Below are 19984 nucleotides of genomic sequence, written 5' to 3' on the forward strand. Positions count from 1 at the left end.
ATTCTATAAATCTAATAAATAAGCAAAAATTAAAGGTGCTACAATGGTAGCATCTGATTCAATAATAAACTTAGGAGTTTTAATATCTAATTTACCCCAAGTAATTTTTTCATTTGGTACCGCTCCAGAATACGAACCATAACTGGTTGTTGAATCTGAAATCTGACAGAAATAACTCCAGAAAGGAATGTCATGCATTTCCATATCTTGGTACAACATTGGCACTACGCATATTGGAAAATCTCCAGCAATACCTCCACCAATTTGGAAGAAACCAATACCGTTTGAGCTGTTTTTTGGATACCAATCTGATAAGAAAACCATGTATTCGATACCGGATTTCATTGTAGAAGCTTTTAAATCTCCTTTAATTACATACGATGCAAATATATTTCCCATGGTACTATCTTCCCATCCCGGTACAATAATAGGTAAATTTTTCTCAGCAGCTGCATACATCCAACTGTCTTTTAAATCAATTTCATAATATTCTTCAAGAACACCTGAAAGTAACATTTTGTACATAAACTCATGGGGAAAATATCTTTCTCCTTTGTCATCAGCATCCTTCCAAATTTTGTAAATATGCTTTTGCAAACGACGAAATGCCTCATGCTCAGGTATACATGTGTCTGTAACACGATTTAACCCTCTTTCTAATAAATCCCATTCGTCTTGCGGAGTCAAATCACGGTAATTAGGTACTCTTTCATAATGAGAATGAGCTACTAAATTCATGATATCCTCTTCAAGATTTGCACCAGTACAAGAAATAATTTGAACTTTGTCTTGACGGATTATCTCGGAAAAAATCTTTCCAATCTCTGCTGTACTCATAGCTCCAGCCATGCTCACCATCATTTTTGCACCATTGGCTAATTGTTGTTCGTAAGCCTTAGCTGCGTCAACTAAAGATGCAGAATTGAAATGCAAATAATGCTTTTCAATAAACTGACTGATTGGTCCTTTACTCATTTTTTTTAAATTTAAATACTTAAAAATCACTGTGTTAAAAATGGTATTTCAAATTTAACGAATTTTTAAATTGACTAATTGAATTATTGTGAATTTATTTTTTCTTATCGTAACCTAATATTTTCAAGACATCATCCGAAGTTTGCTGTTCCGAGAAAACTTCAGTTGCTAATATTCCGTTTTCATCACGATCAATTAAGATGTGTTTGGGTTGCGGGATTAAGCAGTGGTGCAAACCACCGTAACCTCCAATGGTTTCTTGATAGGCTCCGGTATTAAAGAATCCAATATACAATGGTTTTTCTTTGTTGTATTTTGGCAAATAGATAGCATTCATGTTTTGCTCAGAATTGTAATAATCATCGCTATCACAGGTCATTCCACCTAATAAAACCCGCTCGTATGTATCGTTCCAACGATTAACAGCCAGCATGATAAAACGCTTGTTAATTGCCCAAGTATCAGGTAAAGTAGTAATGAATGAAGAATCAATCATGTTCCATTTTTCCCTGTCATTTTGTTGTTTTTGATATAAAATCTGGTAAATAGCACCGCCACTTTCACCTACTGTAAATGAGCCAAATTCAGTAAAGATATTAGGAACATCAACTTCGGCTTCATCACAAGCTATTTTGATCTGATTGATGATTTCATCAATCATGTATTGATAATCGTATTCGAATGCCAATGAGTTTTTTATTGGAAAACCACCGCCAATATTTAATCCGTCAAGAGTAGGGCATTCTTTTTTTAATGCCACATACACTTTAATACATTTTACTAATTCATTCCAGTAGTATGCATTGTCATTGATACCAGTATTGATAAAAAAGTGCAACATTTTCAGTTCCAATTTCTTATTTTCTTTAATTTCTTTTTTGTAAAACGGAACAATATTTTTGTATCCAATTCCCAATCTGGAGGTGTAAAACTCAAATTTAGGCTCTTCTTCTGCAGCAATTCTAATTCCTATTTTGAATTTATTTTTTATCTGACCTTGAAGTAAATCAAGTTCTTCATAATTATCAATAATTGGAATTGTATTTTTATGACCCGTATTAATAAGTCGGGCTATGTTCTCTATATATTGGTCTCTTTTGAAACCATTACAAATTACATACGTGCTTTTATTTATTTTACCGTTTGCTAATAAATTTTCAACGATATTAATGTCAAAAGCAGATGATGTCTCAATATGGATGTTATTCTTAAAAGCCTCGTTCATGATGTATTCAAAATGAGAACTTTTTGTACAATAGCAATAGTAATATTTTGCCTCATACTTGTTTTTTTCCATTGATTTACGAAACCAGCTTTTGGCTTTGTTGATGTTATTGGAAATTTGAGGCAAATAAGTAAATTTTAACGGAGTACCATATTTCTCTACTAATTTCATCAAATCGATATTGTGAAACTGAAGATTATCTTTGTTTAAAGTAAATTCTTCTTGAGGAAAGTAATAGGTTTGATTGATTAAATCAGAATATTTTGTATTCATTAGATGTAATAATTATAGATTAGAATATTGTAAAATAAAGTAACCTATAATTCAAACCCGAATATTTGCATATACGATCTGAAGCTTCTCGTGGTCTGCTTTCATGTATTGGAAAACATCAAAACTAAAGTTTCCTTTGATAGAATAAAACCGCTTCAATATTCTTAGAAAAGACATATTGTTTCGGGTTTTATTAGAACTATAATTTCTTTTGTTTTGACTTTTTTTCATCGGTGCAAATGTAAAAAATATTATATACGCAATGCAATGCTTTTTATAAAAAATAATTAAGATTTATAATCCTGAAAAGACTTAATAATTAATTCATTTTCAACCGATTGATTGATTTTTATTTTTCCTATACTTTCAATTAATGCAAACTGAATGTTGCCATACTCATTTTTTTTGTCATGAATTAGTAATTCCATGATTGGTTCAATGTCATTTTCGTCAAAAATGATGTCGTCATATATAGACTTGATGCAGGATTTTATCTCAGAATACTCGTTTGGAGTGATTAGATTTTTATGTAATGAAATGTAACTTTCTAATATCATCCCAACAGCAATTGCTTCTCCGTGCAGCAAAGTAGTTTTGTTTTCATTTTCTAGAAAATAACTTTCAATAGCATGACCTAAAGTATGACCAAAATTCAATGCTTTTCGGATATTTTTTTCGGTAGGATCTTGAATTACAATTTCATTTTTTATTTCAACAGAACGGTAAATTAACGCATCAAAATCAGCAAAATCTATAGATTTTAAATCCAAGAATTGTTCCCAATATTCCTTATCATATATTAAACCGTGTTTCAACATTTCGGCAAGACCGGAACGCATTTCATTTTGAGGTACCGTTTCAAGATATTGGGTATCGATAAGCACCATTATTGGAACATTAATAACACCAATTTGGTTTTTTAAATTTCCTAAATCAACACCATTTTTGCCACCTACTGAAGCATCAACCATCGACAGTAGCGTAGTAGGAATGTGAATAAAATCAACTCCACGCTTGAATGTGGAAGCTACAAACCCGCCTAAATCAGTAACAACACCGCCACCCAGATTAATTACAAGACTTTTTCTGTCAGCACCAAGTTCCGTGAGTACATTCCAGATTTGGACGCAAGTCTCAATATTTTTATTTTCTTCACCAGCATCAAATTCAATAATTTCAATATTAAGATCTGTTTCTAAAAAAGGGAGAAATTTTGGTATACAAAATTCATTTGTATTACTGTCTACAATAATAAAAAGTTTGGAGTACTTATTTTCTGTCAAATGAAGATTTAAGGCTTCATATCCTTTTTCGTTGAAATGAATTGGATAACTGTTGGCTTGAATGGATTGCATCTGTATGGATTAATTGGAACCGCAAAATAAGGCAATTTTTGCTAAATAATATTCAAAACTCTGTCTATATTTGTACAAAAATTTAACAAATAATGGAAAAAATATTCAATAATACGCAAGTTGCCTTTTCATTAAAAAGTGATACGGAACTTGATAGAGCTTATTTCCTTTTCAAAATGATTGATAATCAACCTCTAGTTCGAATAGGAACTGCGGTTACTAATTTTGCCCTAAAAGCGAATCTTCCGGTGGAAGGTTTGATACGTGCTACGGTTTTTGACCATTTTTGTGGTGGTGTAAATGAGGTGGACTGTCTTTCTGTGGTTGATAAGATGTATACCAAAGGAGTTTCATCTGTTTTAGATTATTCTGTAGAAGGAAAAGAAGAAGAAGAACAGTTTGATGCTGCACTAGAAATGACTTTAAAAACCATTGAATTTGCTAGAGAGCGTCAAGCAATTCCTTTTGCAGTTTTTAAACCAACCGGTTTTGGTCGTTTTGAATTGTATGAGAAATTAGGAGAAAAACAAACGTTAACTGCCGAAGAACAAGCAGAATGGAATAGAGTAGTGGCCCGTTTTGATTTGGTATGTAAAGATGCTCATTCTAAAAATGTTGCCCTTTTGATTGATGGTGAAGAAAGCTGGATGCAAGACGCCGCGGATGATTTAGTTACCGAAATGATGCGCAAATACAATAAAGAGAAAGCCATTGTTTTCAATACGTTGCAAATGTACCGTTGGGATCGTTTGGATTATTTGAAAAAATTACACGAACAAGCCAAAAAAGACGGTTTCTTCATTGGAATGAAATTAGTTCGTGGTGCTTACATGGAAAAAGAAATCGCACGTGCTGAAGAAAAAGGATATCCATCACCAATTTGTGCATCAAAAGAAGCTACAGATGAAAATTACGATGCGGCAGTTCATTATATGACTGATCATTTAGAGATGATGTCTATTTTTGCAGGAACCCACAATGAGTTAAGCACCTATAGGCTAATGGAATTGATGCAAGAAAAGGGAATTAAAACGAACGACGATAGGATTTGGTTTGGTCAATTGTACGGAATGAGCGATAATATCAGTTATAATCTTGCTGCTCATGGGTATAATGTAGCAAAATATTTGCCATTTGGCCCTGTAAAAGATGTGATGCCGTACTTGATTCGTCGTGCTGAAGAAAATACTTCTGTAGCTGGGCAAACTAGTCGTGAATTGACATTAATCAAAACAGAACGCAACAGAAGAAAAGGAAAATAAAGTTTTTAGTGTTCAGTTTGTAGTAGTCAGTGACATTTAAGTCCATAAGAAAAACTCCATTCAAGTAGCTGAATGGAGTTTTTTTTATGTCAAAATGCACAATAAAATTTAAGAATTGCTGAATTGTAAATTACTTAAATTTTTATAGATACCATTTTCTAAAGCTATTAATTCTTGATGCGTTCCTTGCTCCGTAATTTTTCCTTTATCCAAAACTAAAATTTGATCTGCATTTCGAATCGTCGAAAGGCGATGTGCGATAATAATACTCGTTCTTCCTTCCATTAAAATTTCTAAGGCTTCTTGAACTAGTTTTTCACTTTCACTGTCTAATGATGAAGTGGCTTCATCGAGAATCAAAATACTTGGATTTTTTAGTAGCGCTCTTGCAATGGCAATACGTTGACGCTGACCTCCTGAAAGTTTAATACCTCTTTCTCCCACGATAGTTTCAAATTTCTCCGGGAAACTTTCGATAAAATTATACGCATTGGCTTGTTTTGCTGCAGTAAGGATTTCTTCTTCGGTAGCATTTGGTTTTCCGTAAGCAATATTCTCTCTGATGGTTCCTCCAAATAATATTACATCTTGCGGCACAATACTCATATTTCCACGAAGGTTTTCCAAATCAAAATCATAGATGTTTTTTCCGTCAACCAATATTTCTCCTTCATCAATGTTATAAAAACGCAGTAGGAGTGAAGCAATAGTCGATTTACCAGTTCCACTTGGACCAACAATGGCTATTTTTTGACCAAAATTAGCTGTAAAACTTACGTCTTTCAATACTTTGATTTCTTTTCTAGAATGATAACTAAATGCTACATTTTTGAAAGTGACATTTCCTTTTATTTTTGGGGTTTCAGTAGCATTTTGAACTGAATTAATTTTTTCAGGACTTTCGTCTAATAATTCAAAAACACGTTCCGTTGCACCAATCGCTTTTTGGATTTGGGCATAAAGTTCCGCAATTCCTCCAAAAGATGCACCTACAAATGTAGAATACAATACAAACGAAATCAATTGTCCTACGCTCATTTCTCCGCTAATACTCAATCGAACTCCATACCAAACTACGGCAACAATGGCTCCGAAAAGACAGAAAATAATGAATGAAGCAAAATAACCTCGATATTTGCCACCTTTAATGGCTATTTTAACCACTTCCTTTATTTTTCCATTATAGCGGGCAATTTCGTACCACTCATTGGCGAAAGCCTTAACGATAGAAATTCCTTGCATCGTTTCTTCAACAATTACTTGACTTTCGGCAACTTTATCTTGAACATTTTTTGAATATTTTCGAATAAATCGCCCAAAAATAACAGCCGCAACAGCAACAAGCGGAACTACGGATAACATCAACAACGTCAATTTAATACTTTCATTTGCTAGCAATAAAACGCCTCCAATAATTAGAATAAATTGTCTTAAAAATTCAGCAATAGTAGATGTTAATGTATCTTGAATCTGAGTTATATCAGAACTGATTCGGCTATTTAATTCACCAACACGTTTTTGCGAGAAGAAGGACATTGGTAATTTTACCAAATTAGTGTAAAGCGATAATCTAAGATTAGCTAAGGTATTTTCAGTAAAATTTACAAATAAATACAATCTAAAAAACGAAAATATAGATTGAAGAAATAAAATTATAATTAACCCTCCAGCAATCATGTTAGCTTGATTATTATCTTTGTTTTTCACACAATCAATAAGCATTCCCATTAGCTTAGGAAAAGCTAAAGCTGTTGCTCCGGTAAATAATAGAAAGATTAAACCGATATAAAATTTCCAACGGTGGTTTCCTGCGTATTGAAATATTACAGTTGCTTTTTGAAGTGAAGTTGCAGTAATTTTTGATTTTGGTAAATCGTTTTCTTTGAACCTGGCCATTATCTTTTGTTTATTTCACAAATGTAATACTATAACGAATCAATACAAAAAAATACTAGTGTTTCATATGCTACATAAAGTGCTATGATTGAGCGAAGAAGAAATAGAGGTCAATTTTTTATTCAATTTTTTTATAAATATGCTTGCAAATACCATTTCTAGCTGTATATTTGCACTCGCAATCACAAAGTGGTAGCGGCCTAATAAAATAGGGCGATTAGCTCAGCTGGTTCAGAGCACCTCGTTTACACCGAGGGGGTCGGGGGTTCGAACCCCTCATCGCCCACCATAAGAGACAAGTCAGAAATATTCTGATTTGTCTCTTTTTTATTTGAGTCTAACTGCTCATTAATCAAGTACATTAGCTGAACTGCTTCATTGATTCTTGTGGTTCGAAATCCAATTCCATCATATATCAAATTCTCGGGATATATTGAACCAATCAAATCTCTACATGCCACAAATTCAGAATTATCGTAGATAGAATGAATCCTAAGCAAATTTTCAATTCCCTGATTAAGTAATTTTTCAATATCATCTTGATCAGTATCTATTCCTGAATATCTTGCTTGAAGCCTTGCTAATGTCTCTCCATAATCAGATTTTATATCTCTGTAGTCTCCTGAGTCAATTTGATTTGTCATTAGTAAATCTCGAGCCTTACTTAATCTACCTTCATAATCCTTTATTTGCTTTAATAGCTGAGTCTTTTCATTTTGCCTTTCCTTTGTTTGTTCTTTATAAGCTTCTAGAATTATGATACTATAAACTTTTTTATATTGTCGTTTTGGAGCATATTTTAAAAGTTCCTTTATAAACATTTGATTTACATCATCAGCATTTGAGCGATAGGTACAACCTTTATAACAATGGTAATAGGCGTAATATTTATTACGCCCTTTTGATTTACTTCCAGACAACACTTTTCCACAAACTGGACATATTAAAAACCCTCTTAAAGGAAGTTCTAAGATAGTTTCAACTTTTGCACGAATTACTTTCTTTCTTCCGTCCACTACATCTTGAACTTTATAAAACAATTCCTCGCTGATAATTGCTTCATGCTGTCCATTGGCTAAATAGCTCTCTTCATCCTTATACTGAGAAACTTTTATTTTTCCGCAGTACAAAGGATTTCTCACTGCAAGCCAAAAGCTGTGCTTTCCTGTTTTTATGCCTTTTTTCCTTGCTAGTCGATGGATATCCTCAGTACTGAAAATACCTTTTGCAATTTCATTAAATGCCCAACGCATTATAGATGCCTCAGGCTCTTTAATTGCAATATATTTACTGCCGTCTTCTTTTGATCTGTTTGCATATCCTATTGGAGCTTGACTGACATATCTTCCTTCTTTCTTTGCTCTACGCATACCATGAAAAACATTTAACGCCCTTCTATCATTTTCTACCTCTGGAACAGCCAAATAAAAGGCAAGCATCATTTTGTTTTCAGGAACAGATAAATCTAAAGGCTGTTCTATGGCTTGTGGCTCAACTCCAAGTTTTCTTAAGGTGCTAATCATTTGATAAGCGTCTCCTGCATTTCTACTGAATCGATCCCATTTGGTAAATAAAAGTAAATCCGTTTTATTTTTAAATCTTTTTAAGTTAACCAATAATAATTTCCACTTTGGTCTTAGAAATGTTTTGGCAGAATGATCTTCATAAATAACATCCCGCACTGCAATGTTATTTATCTGGCAATATTTTTTTAGTACTTCTTCTTGATTTCTTTGTGAATATCCTTTGTCGGCTTGCTCGTCCGTACTCACTCTCACATAAAGGTCTGCTATTTGTTTCATTTTGTTGATTTAAAAAATTAAATACTGTTATACTCGCTAGTTTGCGCATAAATTCCAAGATTATCCTTGCTTGGTCAAGTGTCAGGTCTAAATTTTCTTCTTTGAACATTTTTAAAGCTTGTTCATCCGTAAGTCTCCCTCTTTCATTTCTTTCATTGCTTTCCATTTGTCATCTCACTTCATTAAAAAAAGACCAGTTATGGTCTTTTTTGTTCAACAATCATTTATCGTTATAAAGATAAGATCTTGATTTGTAATGATCATAAGTAAAATATAGCTATGATGACTATGGATTTTTATTCTTCTATAATATTTTCATCTTCATTTCTAGAATCTGCAGGAAACAATATTCTTATTTCATTTAGCAGCTCAATTTCATCACTTGGGAATAGTTGCAAAGCAATCCCCAGTATTAAACCTACATCAATTGACTGATTTTTTATCGTAACGGGAACTTCAGCTCCATCTTGATCCAGAGCCACAATACATAATTTCAGTAGATTTCTAATAATCGAAGCGAGTTCATAATAATCATACACTCTTATTTTTAAGTTATAAATCCCGCCTTTATCTTCAGCTGGCTTCAAAGTGTTGAGACAATTGGAAGTTAATCTTTTAACAGCCTTTAGCTTTTCAATTTCATCTTTTTCCATGATCTTAATTTTTTAAATCGGTTAATTTTATTGAATAACAATGTATCAGTCTTGCTCAAAGGGCAATAGTAATCTGCCTTCAATAACCAAATTGTGAAGTTCAGACATCAATTTCTCAACAATAACGTTCATCTGATCAACCTCATCTTTGTTGAGCTTTGACAACTTATGATGAAGCATCATATGTCTATCCAAATAAGGAAAGAAATCAGTCCAGAACTGTTCTATTAAATAATTGTATTTTCTTATATCGGGATCGGCATAGATGCATAATTGCCATAATGTTTGATTTGACAAATAATTAGACAGGTAGTAAGTCTTAATAAAAATATATGTTCTACAAAAGGACATAAAAAACAATGTGAAAAGGGAATCTAAACCTTGGTAGTTTTCTTTTGTATCATTAACTATTGTGAAAAATTGCAAGGCAATGTCCTTCGTCGGCTTATAATAAAAATGTAAATCAGCATGATAAGGATTGTGAGGCACCTCCCAATGAAATTCAGGAAGGTATTCGTTGGATGAATATGTCAAGTATTTGCCTTGTATAATTCTGGAAAAGAAACTTTGATGCTGATACAGACTAGTTTGTATCCAGTAACGGCTGTGGCTTAACAAAACGAAATCATATTTTTCTCCTATTTTGCTTTTTAGAGATTGAGTGATTAATTTTAATTTTTCATTGCTAGCACCCATAGCTATAAGCATCAGATAATAAGTCGTTTTTTCATGGTCAGTAACTTGATGATATAAGTAGATCTGTTCGACTTCAACAGAGTTTAATATGGTTTCTATTGCAATGCCGAGAATTATATCTTTAGGTTTGTCCTCAATTTGACATACAAAATCGTGTCTTTCAAATAATCCTTTTTTTATTAATTTCTTTAATTGGTCAAACCGTTCTTTGATAAGACGATAGAGGCTTTGTTCAGCAATTCCAACTGCTTCATACATTTCATTTTTATATATTGCCTCATCATCATTGATGGAAGCTTCTTTTGCTTTAACAAACAGATCAATAAGATAATATTTGCTGTGGCTGTTTCTTACGAAGTATTTTTGAATATCAGGAATGTATTCAATCAGATTATTGATTCTTTCATCTAAAGTTAGCAAAGCAGATCTATTTCCCGAATACAGTTCTTCCAAATATTCAAGATCATATTCAATCAATCTTGAATACGATGTAAAAACACTGTTTGAAGAACCTTCTGAAATCAGGTTTTGGACTTGAGACAGATGAAGATCGTGATCGTGATGAAAATGGTCTTCAAAAACATTAAACCTCTTCTTGTATTTCTTCCAATCTCTTCTAATGATAAGCGGATTTTCCAACTCTTTATTTTGGTAGATAATAGCTGACGGCTGGCAGTAAAATTCAATAAACGGATGTCCTAAAGAAAATCTATAATGCAGCCTTTCAGAGTAAATGAAATAGACATCGATCTGATAGCGTTTTTTAACTTTTTTTACCCATTTGTTCTGCTGTAGCTCTTGTGCATCTATATTTTTTTCGATGTGGATAATAAGATATGAAAACACGAAAGAGGTCTGTCTGGTAAAAAATATTTGAATGATAGTATGTTGATTAACTAATTGTCTCAGGATATTTTCTAAATACTCGTTTTCAAGTTTTGGAAATGAAAGTTTTTTTGAAGTTTTCATAATTTTGCTTTTTTAATTAATACTTATCCGAAAAATTGTATTTTTGTTTAAAACACATTGCAAGTAAACAATAGATTGTACCGTACCGAACTAATCGAAATTGTATCATACTAATTCAAGCTTGTATTTTACCGATGTGAAAAAAATTGAAGAATTTTAAATATCTTTGTACTATGAGCACAGCAACAAAACCGAAACATATAGGCAGAAATATCAGTCGAATCAGAGAGCTTCGAGGAATGAAACAAGAAGCATTGGCTATTGCAATTGGTATAAGCCAGCAGTCAGTTTCTAATATAGAAGCAAGCGAAACAATTGACGAAGAAAAGCTACAGGCAATTGCTGAAGTTCTTGGAGTTTCTGCTGAAGCAATTAAAAATTATAGTGATGAAGCCGTGTTTAATATTATCGGAAATACGTATCATAATACAAGTAGCGATAATTCAACTTTAATAGCTAGTTCAATGAACTATCAACCAACTTTTAATACCGTTGAAAAAATTATTGAATTATACGAACGTTTAGTCCAAGCAGAAAAAGATAAGGTTGAGTATTTGGAAAAATTATTGAAGGCTAAATAAGCCTTTTATAAAAGATATAATTAATTCCAAAAAGAGACCTCAGAAGTCTCTTTTTTGTTTGTAGAATAGAAAGTAAATCAAGTTTTATCAAAGCACCATATTATTATTGTGCGTAAAATGAAAATCAAAAAATAAACCGATGGATAAAACTATTAAGCTAAGAGTTAAAAAAGAAATTGATAATAGCAGTGAGCTTAAAGTTTTGAAATTAAAAGGCACTTTAATTTCGAAAGGTTACACTGAAATTATTCATATTGCTGATGAAAATACAGAATATTATCTTAACTCATTTTCCACTTCCCCTGAGAATAAAAAAGAGGCGGAGCATTTTGTTTTAAACTATATTATAGACCATAATCTTGCCGACACCATTTCGTTGCTATAAGAAAACAAATAAATGATTTTTGATTGCAGTAATTTTTTTCAAATCATGTGCAAAAACCTTCATGAAAACAGTCAGAATTTTGCACATTAATTAAAATATATTCTTTTGAAAAAGTACGCTCCCTTATTCAAGATCTAATAATTATTTAGGAACATTTTCTTCCGTATTGGAATAAGGGAGCGTACACTTTCAAAGACCTCTGAAATAAGTATTCTTAGAGCTTTACAACCTCCCAAAGACCTCAAAAATTTCCCGATAAAAATCACAAAAAGTACAACTAAGGTATTGGACATACATCAACTGCGTGCCCATAATGTCACCGCTCATTCTTCGCAGTGCCACCCTTCGGGACTTATAGCACTCCGTTTGATGCATATCCAATTTTGTATTGCTTTCTTTTTTTTCTTTTTCTTTTGAAAAAATTTTTTGCAGTCTGGCTGAATCATAAAACAACATTTCCTACTATTTATCGAAGACATTTAATAGGTAAAAATTACCCATGATTGTTTATGTCAAACAGTAGCTTTAAATTAGCCTGTATCCTTTGAAAAGCTGAAAGATTGCAACGTTCCTGCAATCGGCAAGATGTCCGGTTGTATCACAACCGATATCTTGCTGCCCTTTCACTCGGAACTCGTGGGCAGTGAAACTGAAAAATTTAGAGTCTGAAAACCATGAAAACAAAAGATATTGAAAAGAGAAAATTCAAACAGAACTAAAGTTGTCGTATTGGTCAATTGCAGATTTTTTTCAATAAAAAAATTCTGCATACAAAAAAATGTGACGAAAGCAATAATTACATTTAGATTTTGATGAATTTACAATATCATTTTACTTCCCACTACAACCTTAACTTATTCTATCATTTTTCCTTGCATATCCAAAACTGAGAAATATTTAATTAAAGTTGCGTACATGTTAAAAAGGAAACATATGATTAAGTCAGGAAAAAAGTATGTTTAGATTATTTTGTAAACTAGTATTGTAAATTTTGTCCAAAAAATTGCTAAGGATTTATTTTTTAGATGTGATAAAAGCAAAATAGTTTTATTGACATTTAAGCCATTAATTGTTCATAAAAAACTATTAATAGATACAAAATCGCTTACAAAAGCTTTAATTTAGTGAGATTTTAATTTATAGAAAAATTAACTGCACCAATGAAACGTACTTTAGTCTAAAGATAAATAAGTATTTAAGTTCCAAGGATGCACAATAGCACTAATATGTACATATCAAAGCTCGTAATCAAGAATTACAGAACCTTTAATGATTTTAAGATAGATTTAAAACCCCTGACATTAATAATAGGGGAGAATAATATTGGCAAATCTAATCTATTGGATTCCATAGGCTTGATTTTCGGACAGGATGTTTCCTATACCAAAAGGCGTATTCTAGAAGTTGCAGATTTTAATTATAATGTAATACAAAAGTTTAAAAGCCAAATACTGGATTTTAGCATCCCAATAGCTGAGATCGAATATCCTGAAATATTTATCGAGGCTACTTTAAAAGGGTGGGACGATGACCAGGAGTCGGTAATATGTGACTGGTTTAGTAACGGCAGTCTTACCGAGGCGACACTTGCTTATAATTTCGCTCCGGGTTCGCGATTTGACAGGCTGCAGGATCTCCAGCGACAAAGGGATTTTATTTCAAAATTTATTAGCGAGCATTCACAGGAGTTTTTTGATAATCTGCTTCCTAGTGCAAAATTAGATCTTGTCAACTTTCCAATCTCAAAATACTTCTATACAATATACGGAGGGGGCAATACTGCGACAGGGGCAAATACTTACCACCTAAATCAGATAAAATTTGAGCTTCTTGATGCTTTGCGGGACGCCTGCACTGAATTGGTTGCCAGCCACAATAGCAGGTTGCTTTTCAGGATATTAAATTCTAAGGAAGAGGAGAAATACCAGGATCTTAAGGGGCAGTTGGTAGGATTGCAGCAGGCAATAAATGATAATGCTACATTACAGGAAATTAAAAATGGTATCTCGGTACAACTTGACAAAATTTCACTGGCTACCGATGAGACTTCAAATCTGGTAGACTTAATCTTTACACTCCCAGATGTTTCTGATCTTTTAAAAAAAATAAGTCTTATTTATGGGGACAATCCTATAAAAATAGAAAGGAATGGTACTGGAAGAAATAACCTTTTATTTATCTCTTTGGTGCTGTCCTACGTTGAGGATGTAACGCGTGGTCACAGCTCCTATTTTCGAGTAGTAGGTCTTGAAGAACCAGAATCACATTTACACCCAAACCTGCAGGATCACCTTGCCCATAATATTGAGTCGCTCATAAAAAATAGCGACGCAAAAGAATTTCGCAAGGATATCCAGCTGTTAATTACTTCACATTCTACACACATTACTACCAAAATTGATTTTGAGAATACAGTAGTACTTTACCGTAATGGTGATCAAATTGCTTCACATTATGTACTGGATGGCTTCAGTAGTACAGCATTGGGAAAAAAACAGATCAAGTATCTAAATAAGTATCTGGATGCGGTAAATGCCAATATGTTTTATTCGCGAAAGATAATACTTGTTGAAGGTATCTCTGAAAAACTTTTGATACCAGTATTTTTCGAACGAATACTTAAGCATACGACCGAGAAGTCAAGTTGTTGTGTCATTAATGTAAACGGACTTGCTTTTAGTTATTTTCTTGAAATCATCAAGAATGGCTTTTTCCAGAAATGTCTGGTACTAACCGATAGGGATTCGGATACTAAGGCAGAGGACCGAGCTGATAATCTAGCAGCAAAGTATGCTGGAGTATCTCAAATACGTGTTGGAATCACTGAGGATTCTACCTTTGAAAAAGATCTCATTACAGTCAATGCAACAGGAGTAGGACGTACTATATTACTTAAGGTATTACAAGAAGTAAGACCAATTTCAGGAAAAGCATATGTAAAGTCATTGGGAGCCGACCCAATTGATACTGGGGCATTTTTTAATTTGATAGAGGGCTATAAATCTGAGTTTGCCTATTCCTTGATGCTTAGCTTAACAGATTCAGAAATTGCGACAGAAGGATTTAAGATTCCCTCTTATATAACTGACGGGATTAATTTTTTATCTTAATGGCTAAGGAAAAATTAAACGCAAAGCTTATTATTGCAGGACCCGGTGCTGGAAAGACTCATAACATGGTCGCATCAATAATTACAGCCCTGCCGGAACTTTCTCCCGTACGTTACATGGCAGTGATTACCTATACAAACGCTGCTGCAAATAATATTTATTTAAGGGTCTCGAAGAAAATTAGTATACCGGAGAATCTATTTATAGGAACGATGCATTCCTTTTTAAACAAGTTTATTGTTATGCCCTTTGCCTCATTTGGTAGTGAACAGGTAGGCAGGGAAAAATTATTTTTGCAATGTGATTTAGATGCTGTTTATTTAAAAGTGGAGAGCCTCAAGGAAAAAGAAAAGCGGGTTAAGACGCCACAAGGTGCCGCCGTACTTAAGAAGTCCATTCGAGAAAAACTCAACAAGAAGGGATATATAACTTTTGACCAGACCTTAACTATAGCAAAAGGATGCATGGCAAATAAAGCAGTAGCAAAGGCATTCAGCAATAGGCTGCAGTTTTTATTTGTTGACGAGTTTCAGGATTCCGGCAACGATGTTTTTACTATTGTCGAGAATATCAGAAAAGAGCAGAAAACAAGAATATACTGTGTTGGTGATCCTGAGCAATATATTCAGAGCTTTGATTCATCCATCAAGGATTTTAAAAATATTCCAATTCTAAAAGCGGCAGCCAGCAGTAACTATGATATAGAAATCAATAACAAAAATTTTAGGTCATCACAAAAAATAGTTCTATTTCTCAATAAATTCAATGGACGTTCTTTTAAATCTAATGTTTTTCAACAACAAGCAGTATGCAATCTGGGTAAAGCAGCCGCTGAGGTAGGAGAGGATATTTTATTTTCTCAAAAATGGGAAAGTGTCAAACCAATTATCGAAGACTTTTATAACAGGTGTGATAATTTGAATATACCAATGTCGGGACGATGTATACTGGCTAAAAAAAATGATGTTATTAACCGCATAACTGCAGCGGTCAGCAATCATTTTATGAATCCAAAAAAAGAAACGGGCATATCACCTATCAAAGCAATACAGGACACATTACTGTCAACTATACGCATGAACCAGACTGAATTTTGTGACCATTATCAAACAACTGTCTATACTTTAAGAAGGCATTCTATTGCTGTTTTTAAGGCCATTCATAATGGCAGGATTACTAATGAAAACACATACGGGAGTTTTATTAAGGATGAATTGAAACTTGATATGGTGAAGGGGCTGCCCGTAAAAATTGATAATTTAAAATTTGACTTTAACAATCAACAGGCAGGCAACGTAGTTACTGTCTGTAATATACATACTATAAAAGGATTGGAGTCCAAAGCTGTTCTTGCCATAGCCAAAACAGAAGAGGAGCTGCTATTGTGGATTGAGACTGATCGCGCTGTCAGAGAACTTAAAAGGGATAATGAAAAGACAGATTATCCCCGATTAGGCTACGTGGCCTTTAGCCGTGCTGAAAAGTTGCTTTACATCGCATGCCTGGAGAAAGTAAGGGCTTCTACACTATCAAGGCTTCGCGATCTGGATGTAAAATTGCTGGATTGAGAAAGATTATTTAAGGAACAAACCAAAATACAAAATCGATGAGTGGAGTAATGGAAGAGGCAATGCGCCTGGAAGAACTTGGACTGAACAGAGTTCCCGATACAAATGTGTGTGCAAATCATATAGACGAGCCAGCGATAAGAAATTTTATTCGCAGAAACGCCTCCCGAGGATATTGCGACTATTGTGAGAGGGCAACATCTGTTGTTCCCCTGGAAGACCTTATGGAATTCATTATGGAAGCGGTGGTAAGATTATATACTGACCCTGCCAACTTCATGTCGTATCAATCCAGCGAAGGCGGATACCTTGGAAATGTATATGACAGCGATGAAATTCTTCAGGAGCATTTCGAACTTGATATACCAGATAATAAGCTTTTCGACGATGTGTTTGAATCACTTGACCTGAATAAGCCCTGGGCCAATGAAATGGAGTATCATGACAGCCCTTCGGACATTATGCTGTACAGCTGGAATTATTTTAAAAAGGTTGTAAAACATAGGTCGCGCTATTTCTTCGGACTGGTTAAAGATTTTAATTCTGACGATTATCGTATTAATTCGAACGATATGCTGGACGAAATAGGGGACAGTATAAAAAAGTTTGGACTCCTAAAGATACTTCCTCAGGGCACACCATTGTATCGTTGCAGGCAGCACGTTAAGGGTGACATTTCTGTGACTACTGCTGAAGGAATGACGTCCCCTCCTGAGGAATATGCTGTAAATCCAAACAGGATGAGTCCCTCGGGCATCTCAATGTTTTATGGTGCATTCGAGCACGAGACAGCCATTGCAGAAACGCTGGACTTAAAGGATACTAATAAGGATTTTTTTACGACCGCAGCCTTTATTTCGAAACATGAATTAAATATTATAGATTTATCAGCGCTTCCGGATCTTCCAAGTCCTTTTGATCAAAAAAAACAGAACGACCGTTTTAGGATTGCCTTTATGAAAGATTTTGTTATGGACCTGGTGGCTCCCATCGAAAGGGATGGACGCGTCCACATAGAGTATGTGCCGACGCAAATTATTACCGAGTATTTCAGGTTTCCTTTTTCTGATAAACTGAAAAAGGAAAAGCGAATCGATGGTATAATTTATCCATCTTCGAAAAACGGAAAAAAGGCATGCGTGCTTTTTTTTGAAAATGCAGAGAGCCTGACCGTACTCGAGATGGATACAGCGTCATTGGTGACAAGCAAGATTGTGTATATATAGTCTGGCAATGGGAAGAACTGCCTGTTATTCCAGGAAGAGCCAGTAGCGGAGCAGTTCTTTTTTAACTTCTCGAAGTCTTCGCTGGGCGGGATTCAGGTTTTTTGTTATCAGATAAAACAGATCGTTCAGCAAAAGCTTGCTTTCAAATAGATAGCCGTGGGAATTCGGCAAATCGATGTTTGATGCTTCTACTGTGTCAATACCCTCATCTACAAATATATCATTCCCAATCTGTCCAAGGCGCAGGCGTCCTCGCCTTCCCCAACTTGAAATTCCTAGAGCTCCATCATGATCGGAAGCGTAAATTGTTCTGCGAATGCCAATATTCTTAAATTCAGGTAGGATGGTATTGCGAAACTCTTGTTGGTCTATATCCGACGCGCCAAGAATAAGCTGGTGAATCTTTTCAAGGTGCGGTGTCATGGAAGAATCACGCCTTAAAGAATTCAACGAAAGCGTTGTGACAAGTGTTCCCATACTGTGGGCGATGATGTGTATATGTTCCAACTGTGTATTTAGCATTAATTGCCTTAAAAAATCTTCCAGAGCAAGAACGCTGCTTCTCGCTTTTGCTTCGTCAGAAAGATAGTCAACATATTTAGCACTTGAAGGCCAGCTAAAAAAACCGGAAAATCCAGTAAATGGCAAATCCCAAGCCAGTTGAGCTGTCCTTCTGGCTGCATCTTCAAAAGAATTTCTATAGCCATGAATAAACAGCAGTGCATTTTTTTCCGGCGCATCACTTATCGCAGTATTAAATTCTGATATAAATGTTGACCTATCCATTGGCTGGACTTTATGTACTATGACATGTTTGTCTTGATCTTCAGGGAATTCCCATATTATACGCATCGGGCGTTCTAGTTCGCCCTGTACGTGCCCTCTTGGAATATTTACCTCGCAAAGACCAAGCTGGAGCTCAACCAAATCAGATCCATAAGTCTGTTTGTTGCCTGATCTATTTAATTCGTTTCTATTTGTTCCGTAGAAAAGGGTGATTTTACCTCCCTCATCTTGCTTAGGAAGTATCCCTTCTGTATATTCAAGTTTTATAGCTGTTTTAAAGTAATTATTTTGCTCATCTTGTATTACCGGCATAAGGTCATAAATCCTCTGTAAACTTGTTCCAAATTGTCTTTCTATTTTACCCAGTTCGCGGCTACCCAATAATTGTATTTGCTCATCGTCACGGAAAACAGGAATATCGATTTCTCTAAAGGCACTTTCGTCTATCCACTTTATTGAAATTTTTACGGTGGTTTGATCAGTGACTTCTTTTACGCTTACGTATCCTATCCTTTCAATATTTTGGTCATGTACTCCGAAAACCTTGTCCATGGGTTTAATGTTTTTTGTTTCCGTAATTGCTTTTGCCAAATCTTTTATCTCATGCTTACTAGAATTTGGGTTAGCTTGTGCGACCTGAATGGCCAGATCATTTTTTGGCTGTGAGATATTATCTACGATCTCATCCCATTTAAATATAATTTCGCTAGTGTCACCCCGGTCTATTGTCTGCTTAAATTTGGTTTCTATAAGCTGAATGGCGTAATACTTTCCATAAGGTCGTTCGACAGGGACTAATGATTTATTCATAATGGGGGATTGATAAGATTAAAAGGTCACTAAATTAGTTAAAAATTAATGTAAACTCTAACAATTAAAACCCTTGCCATATAAAGTTACTATACAGAAAAAAATTACATTGAGAAAAAATCTTGTGCAAGGCCCTTCTTCAGATGTTTTTTATTATATATATCGTTAATGAAATTAAGTAGAAATAATCTGGCTTTTAGAGAGAAATACTGTAGATATGGTAAATGTGGCACACTAGAGGAAAAATCGTTCTAATTGACCACTCCATTCAAGTTTATTGCTAAAGTGATTCTAGAACTTTGTGAATCAAATTTAAAAGATATAAGAAAGAATATCGACAATATTAACAATCAGTTTACTACTATTAGAGATAAAATTAATGACAATTTAAAATCTTGTCTTATTCATGATT

15 protein-coding genes and 1 tRNA gene are annotated in these 19984 nt (G+C 34.1%); 7 read left to right on the forward strand and 9 right to left on the reverse strand.

The genetic code is table 11. From position 1 onward, the window contains the following. Nucleotides 1-3: 3 nt before the first annotated feature. From V5J73_RS06830 to aroB, 3 genes are all read right to left on the reverse strand, one after another. The gene (locus V5J73_RS06830) at nucleotides 4-975 is read right to left on the reverse strand and encodes a deoxyhypusine synthase family protein (protein WP_338648483.1); all 972 of its coding nucleotides are present in this window, start codon (nucleotides 973-975) and stop codon (nucleotides 4-6) included. Nucleotides 976-1069: 94 nt separating this feature from the next. Next, complete coding sequence (locus V5J73_RS06835; protein ID WP_338648484.1) at nucleotides 1070-2473, reverse strand: arginine decarboxylase; 1404 nt, start codon at nucleotides 2471-2473, stop codon at nucleotides 1070-1072. A 287-nt stretch (nucleotides 2474-2760) separates the two neighbouring features. Next, nucleotides 2761-3828, reverse strand: coding sequence for a 3-dehydroquinate synthase (gene aroB, locus V5J73_RS06840; RefSeq protein WP_338648486.1), 1068 nt, complete (start codon nucleotides 3826-3828; stop codon nucleotides 2761-2763). 92 nt (nucleotides 3829-3920) lie between these two features. Between aroB and V5J73_RS06845 the strand changes: the two genes are divergently transcribed. Next, complete coding sequence (locus V5J73_RS06845) at nucleotides 3921-5090, forward strand: proline dehydrogenase family protein (RefSeq protein WP_338648488.1); 1170 nt, start codon at nucleotides 3921-3923, stop codon at nucleotides 5088-5090. Between the two features lie 108 nt (nucleotides 5091-5198). Here the strand turns inward: V5J73_RS06845 and V5J73_RS06850 are convergent, their stop codons facing one another. Then, nucleotides 5199-6986 carry an ABC transporter ATP-binding protein gene (locus V5J73_RS06850; protein ID WP_338648489.1) on the reverse strand — a complete coding sequence of 596 codons (1788 nt, stop codon included), beginning with the start codon at nucleotides 6984-6986 and terminating at the stop codon, nucleotides 5199-5201. Between the two features lie 211 nt (nucleotides 6987-7197). Here V5J73_RS06850 and V5J73_RS06855 point away from each other — a divergent pair. Further along, nucleotides 7198-7275 (forward strand) — tRNA-Val (locus V5J73_RS06855). On the opposite strand, the gene V5J73_RS06860 is transcribed toward V5J73_RS06855, so the two are convergent. The 4 genes from V5J73_RS06860 to V5J73_RS06875 form a co-directional block, all read right to left on the reverse strand. After that, a complete protein-coding gene (locus V5J73_RS06860; protein ID WP_338648601.1) occupies nucleotides 7232-8788 on the reverse strand; it encodes a recombinase family protein in 1557 nt (518 codons plus the stop codon). The two genes, V5J73_RS06855 and V5J73_RS06860, sit on opposite strands and share 44 nt — an antisense overlap. Continuing rightward, complete coding sequence (locus V5J73_RS06865; protein WP_338648490.1) at nucleotides 8676-8954, reverse strand: hypothetical protein; 279 nt, start codon at nucleotides 8952-8954, stop codon at nucleotides 8676-8678. The genes V5J73_RS06860 and V5J73_RS06865 overlap by 113 nt, the downstream gene beginning before the upstream one ends. Nucleotides 8955-9084: 130 nt before the next feature. Further along, entirely contained in the window at nucleotides 9085-9441 is a 357-nt protein-coding gene (locus V5J73_RS06870; protein ID WP_338648491.1) for a hypothetical protein, read from the reverse strand. Nucleotides 9442-9486: 45 nt separating this feature from the next. Further along, nucleotides 9487-11106 (reverse strand): hypothetical protein, encoded by a 1620-nt coding sequence (locus V5J73_RS06875; protein ID WP_338648492.1) that lies wholly within the window; start codon nucleotides 11104-11106, stop codon nucleotides 9487-9489. Nucleotides 11107-11279: 173 nt separating this feature from the next. Between V5J73_RS06875 and V5J73_RS06880 the strand changes: the two genes are divergently transcribed. The 5 genes from V5J73_RS06880 (at nucleotide 11280) to V5J73_RS06900 (ending at nucleotide 17976) form a co-directional block, all read left to right on the forward strand. Next, entirely contained in the window at nucleotides 11280-11687 is a 408-nt protein-coding gene (locus V5J73_RS06880; protein ID WP_338648493.1) for a helix-turn-helix domain-containing protein, read from the forward strand. A 139-nt stretch (nucleotides 11688-11826) separates the two neighbouring features. Next, a complete protein-coding gene (locus V5J73_RS06885) occupies nucleotides 11827-12072 on the forward strand; it encodes a hypothetical protein (protein ID WP_338648495.1) in 246 nt (81 codons plus the stop codon). A 1226-nt stretch (nucleotides 12073-13298) separates the two neighbouring features. Further along, on the forward strand, nucleotides 13299-15182 hold the full coding sequence (locus tag V5J73_RS06890) for an ATP-dependent nuclease (protein WP_338648496.1): 1884 nt from the start codon (nucleotides 13299-13301) through the stop codon (nucleotides 15180-15182). Beyond that, nucleotides 15182-16750: a UvrD-helicase domain-containing protein gene (locus tag V5J73_RS06895; RefSeq protein WP_338648497.1), complete on the forward strand. Its 1569-nt coding sequence runs from the start codon at nucleotides 15182-15184 to the stop codon at nucleotides 16748-16750. The genes V5J73_RS06890 and V5J73_RS06895 overlap by 1 nt, the downstream gene beginning before the upstream one ends. A 38-nt stretch (nucleotides 16751-16788) precedes the next feature. Then, a complete protein-coding gene (locus V5J73_RS06900) occupies nucleotides 16789-17976 on the forward strand; it encodes a HEPN-associated N-terminal domain-containing protein (RefSeq protein WP_338648498.1) in 1188 nt (395 codons plus the stop codon). 24 nt (nucleotides 17977-18000) lie between these two features. On the opposite strand, the gene V5J73_RS06905 is transcribed toward V5J73_RS06900, so the two are convergent. Then, nucleotides 18001-19572, reverse strand: a complete 1572-nt coding sequence (locus V5J73_RS06905) for an alpha/beta hydrolase (RefSeq protein WP_338648499.1) — start codon at nucleotides 19570-19572, stop codon at nucleotides 18001-18003. Nucleotides 19573-19984 lie beyond the last annotated feature (412 nt).

Origin of the sequence: Flavobacterium sp. KS-LB2 (assembly GCF_036895565.1) — a bacterium.
GTDB lineage: Bacteria > Bacteroidota > Bacteroidia > Flavobacteriales > Flavobacteriaceae > Flavobacterium.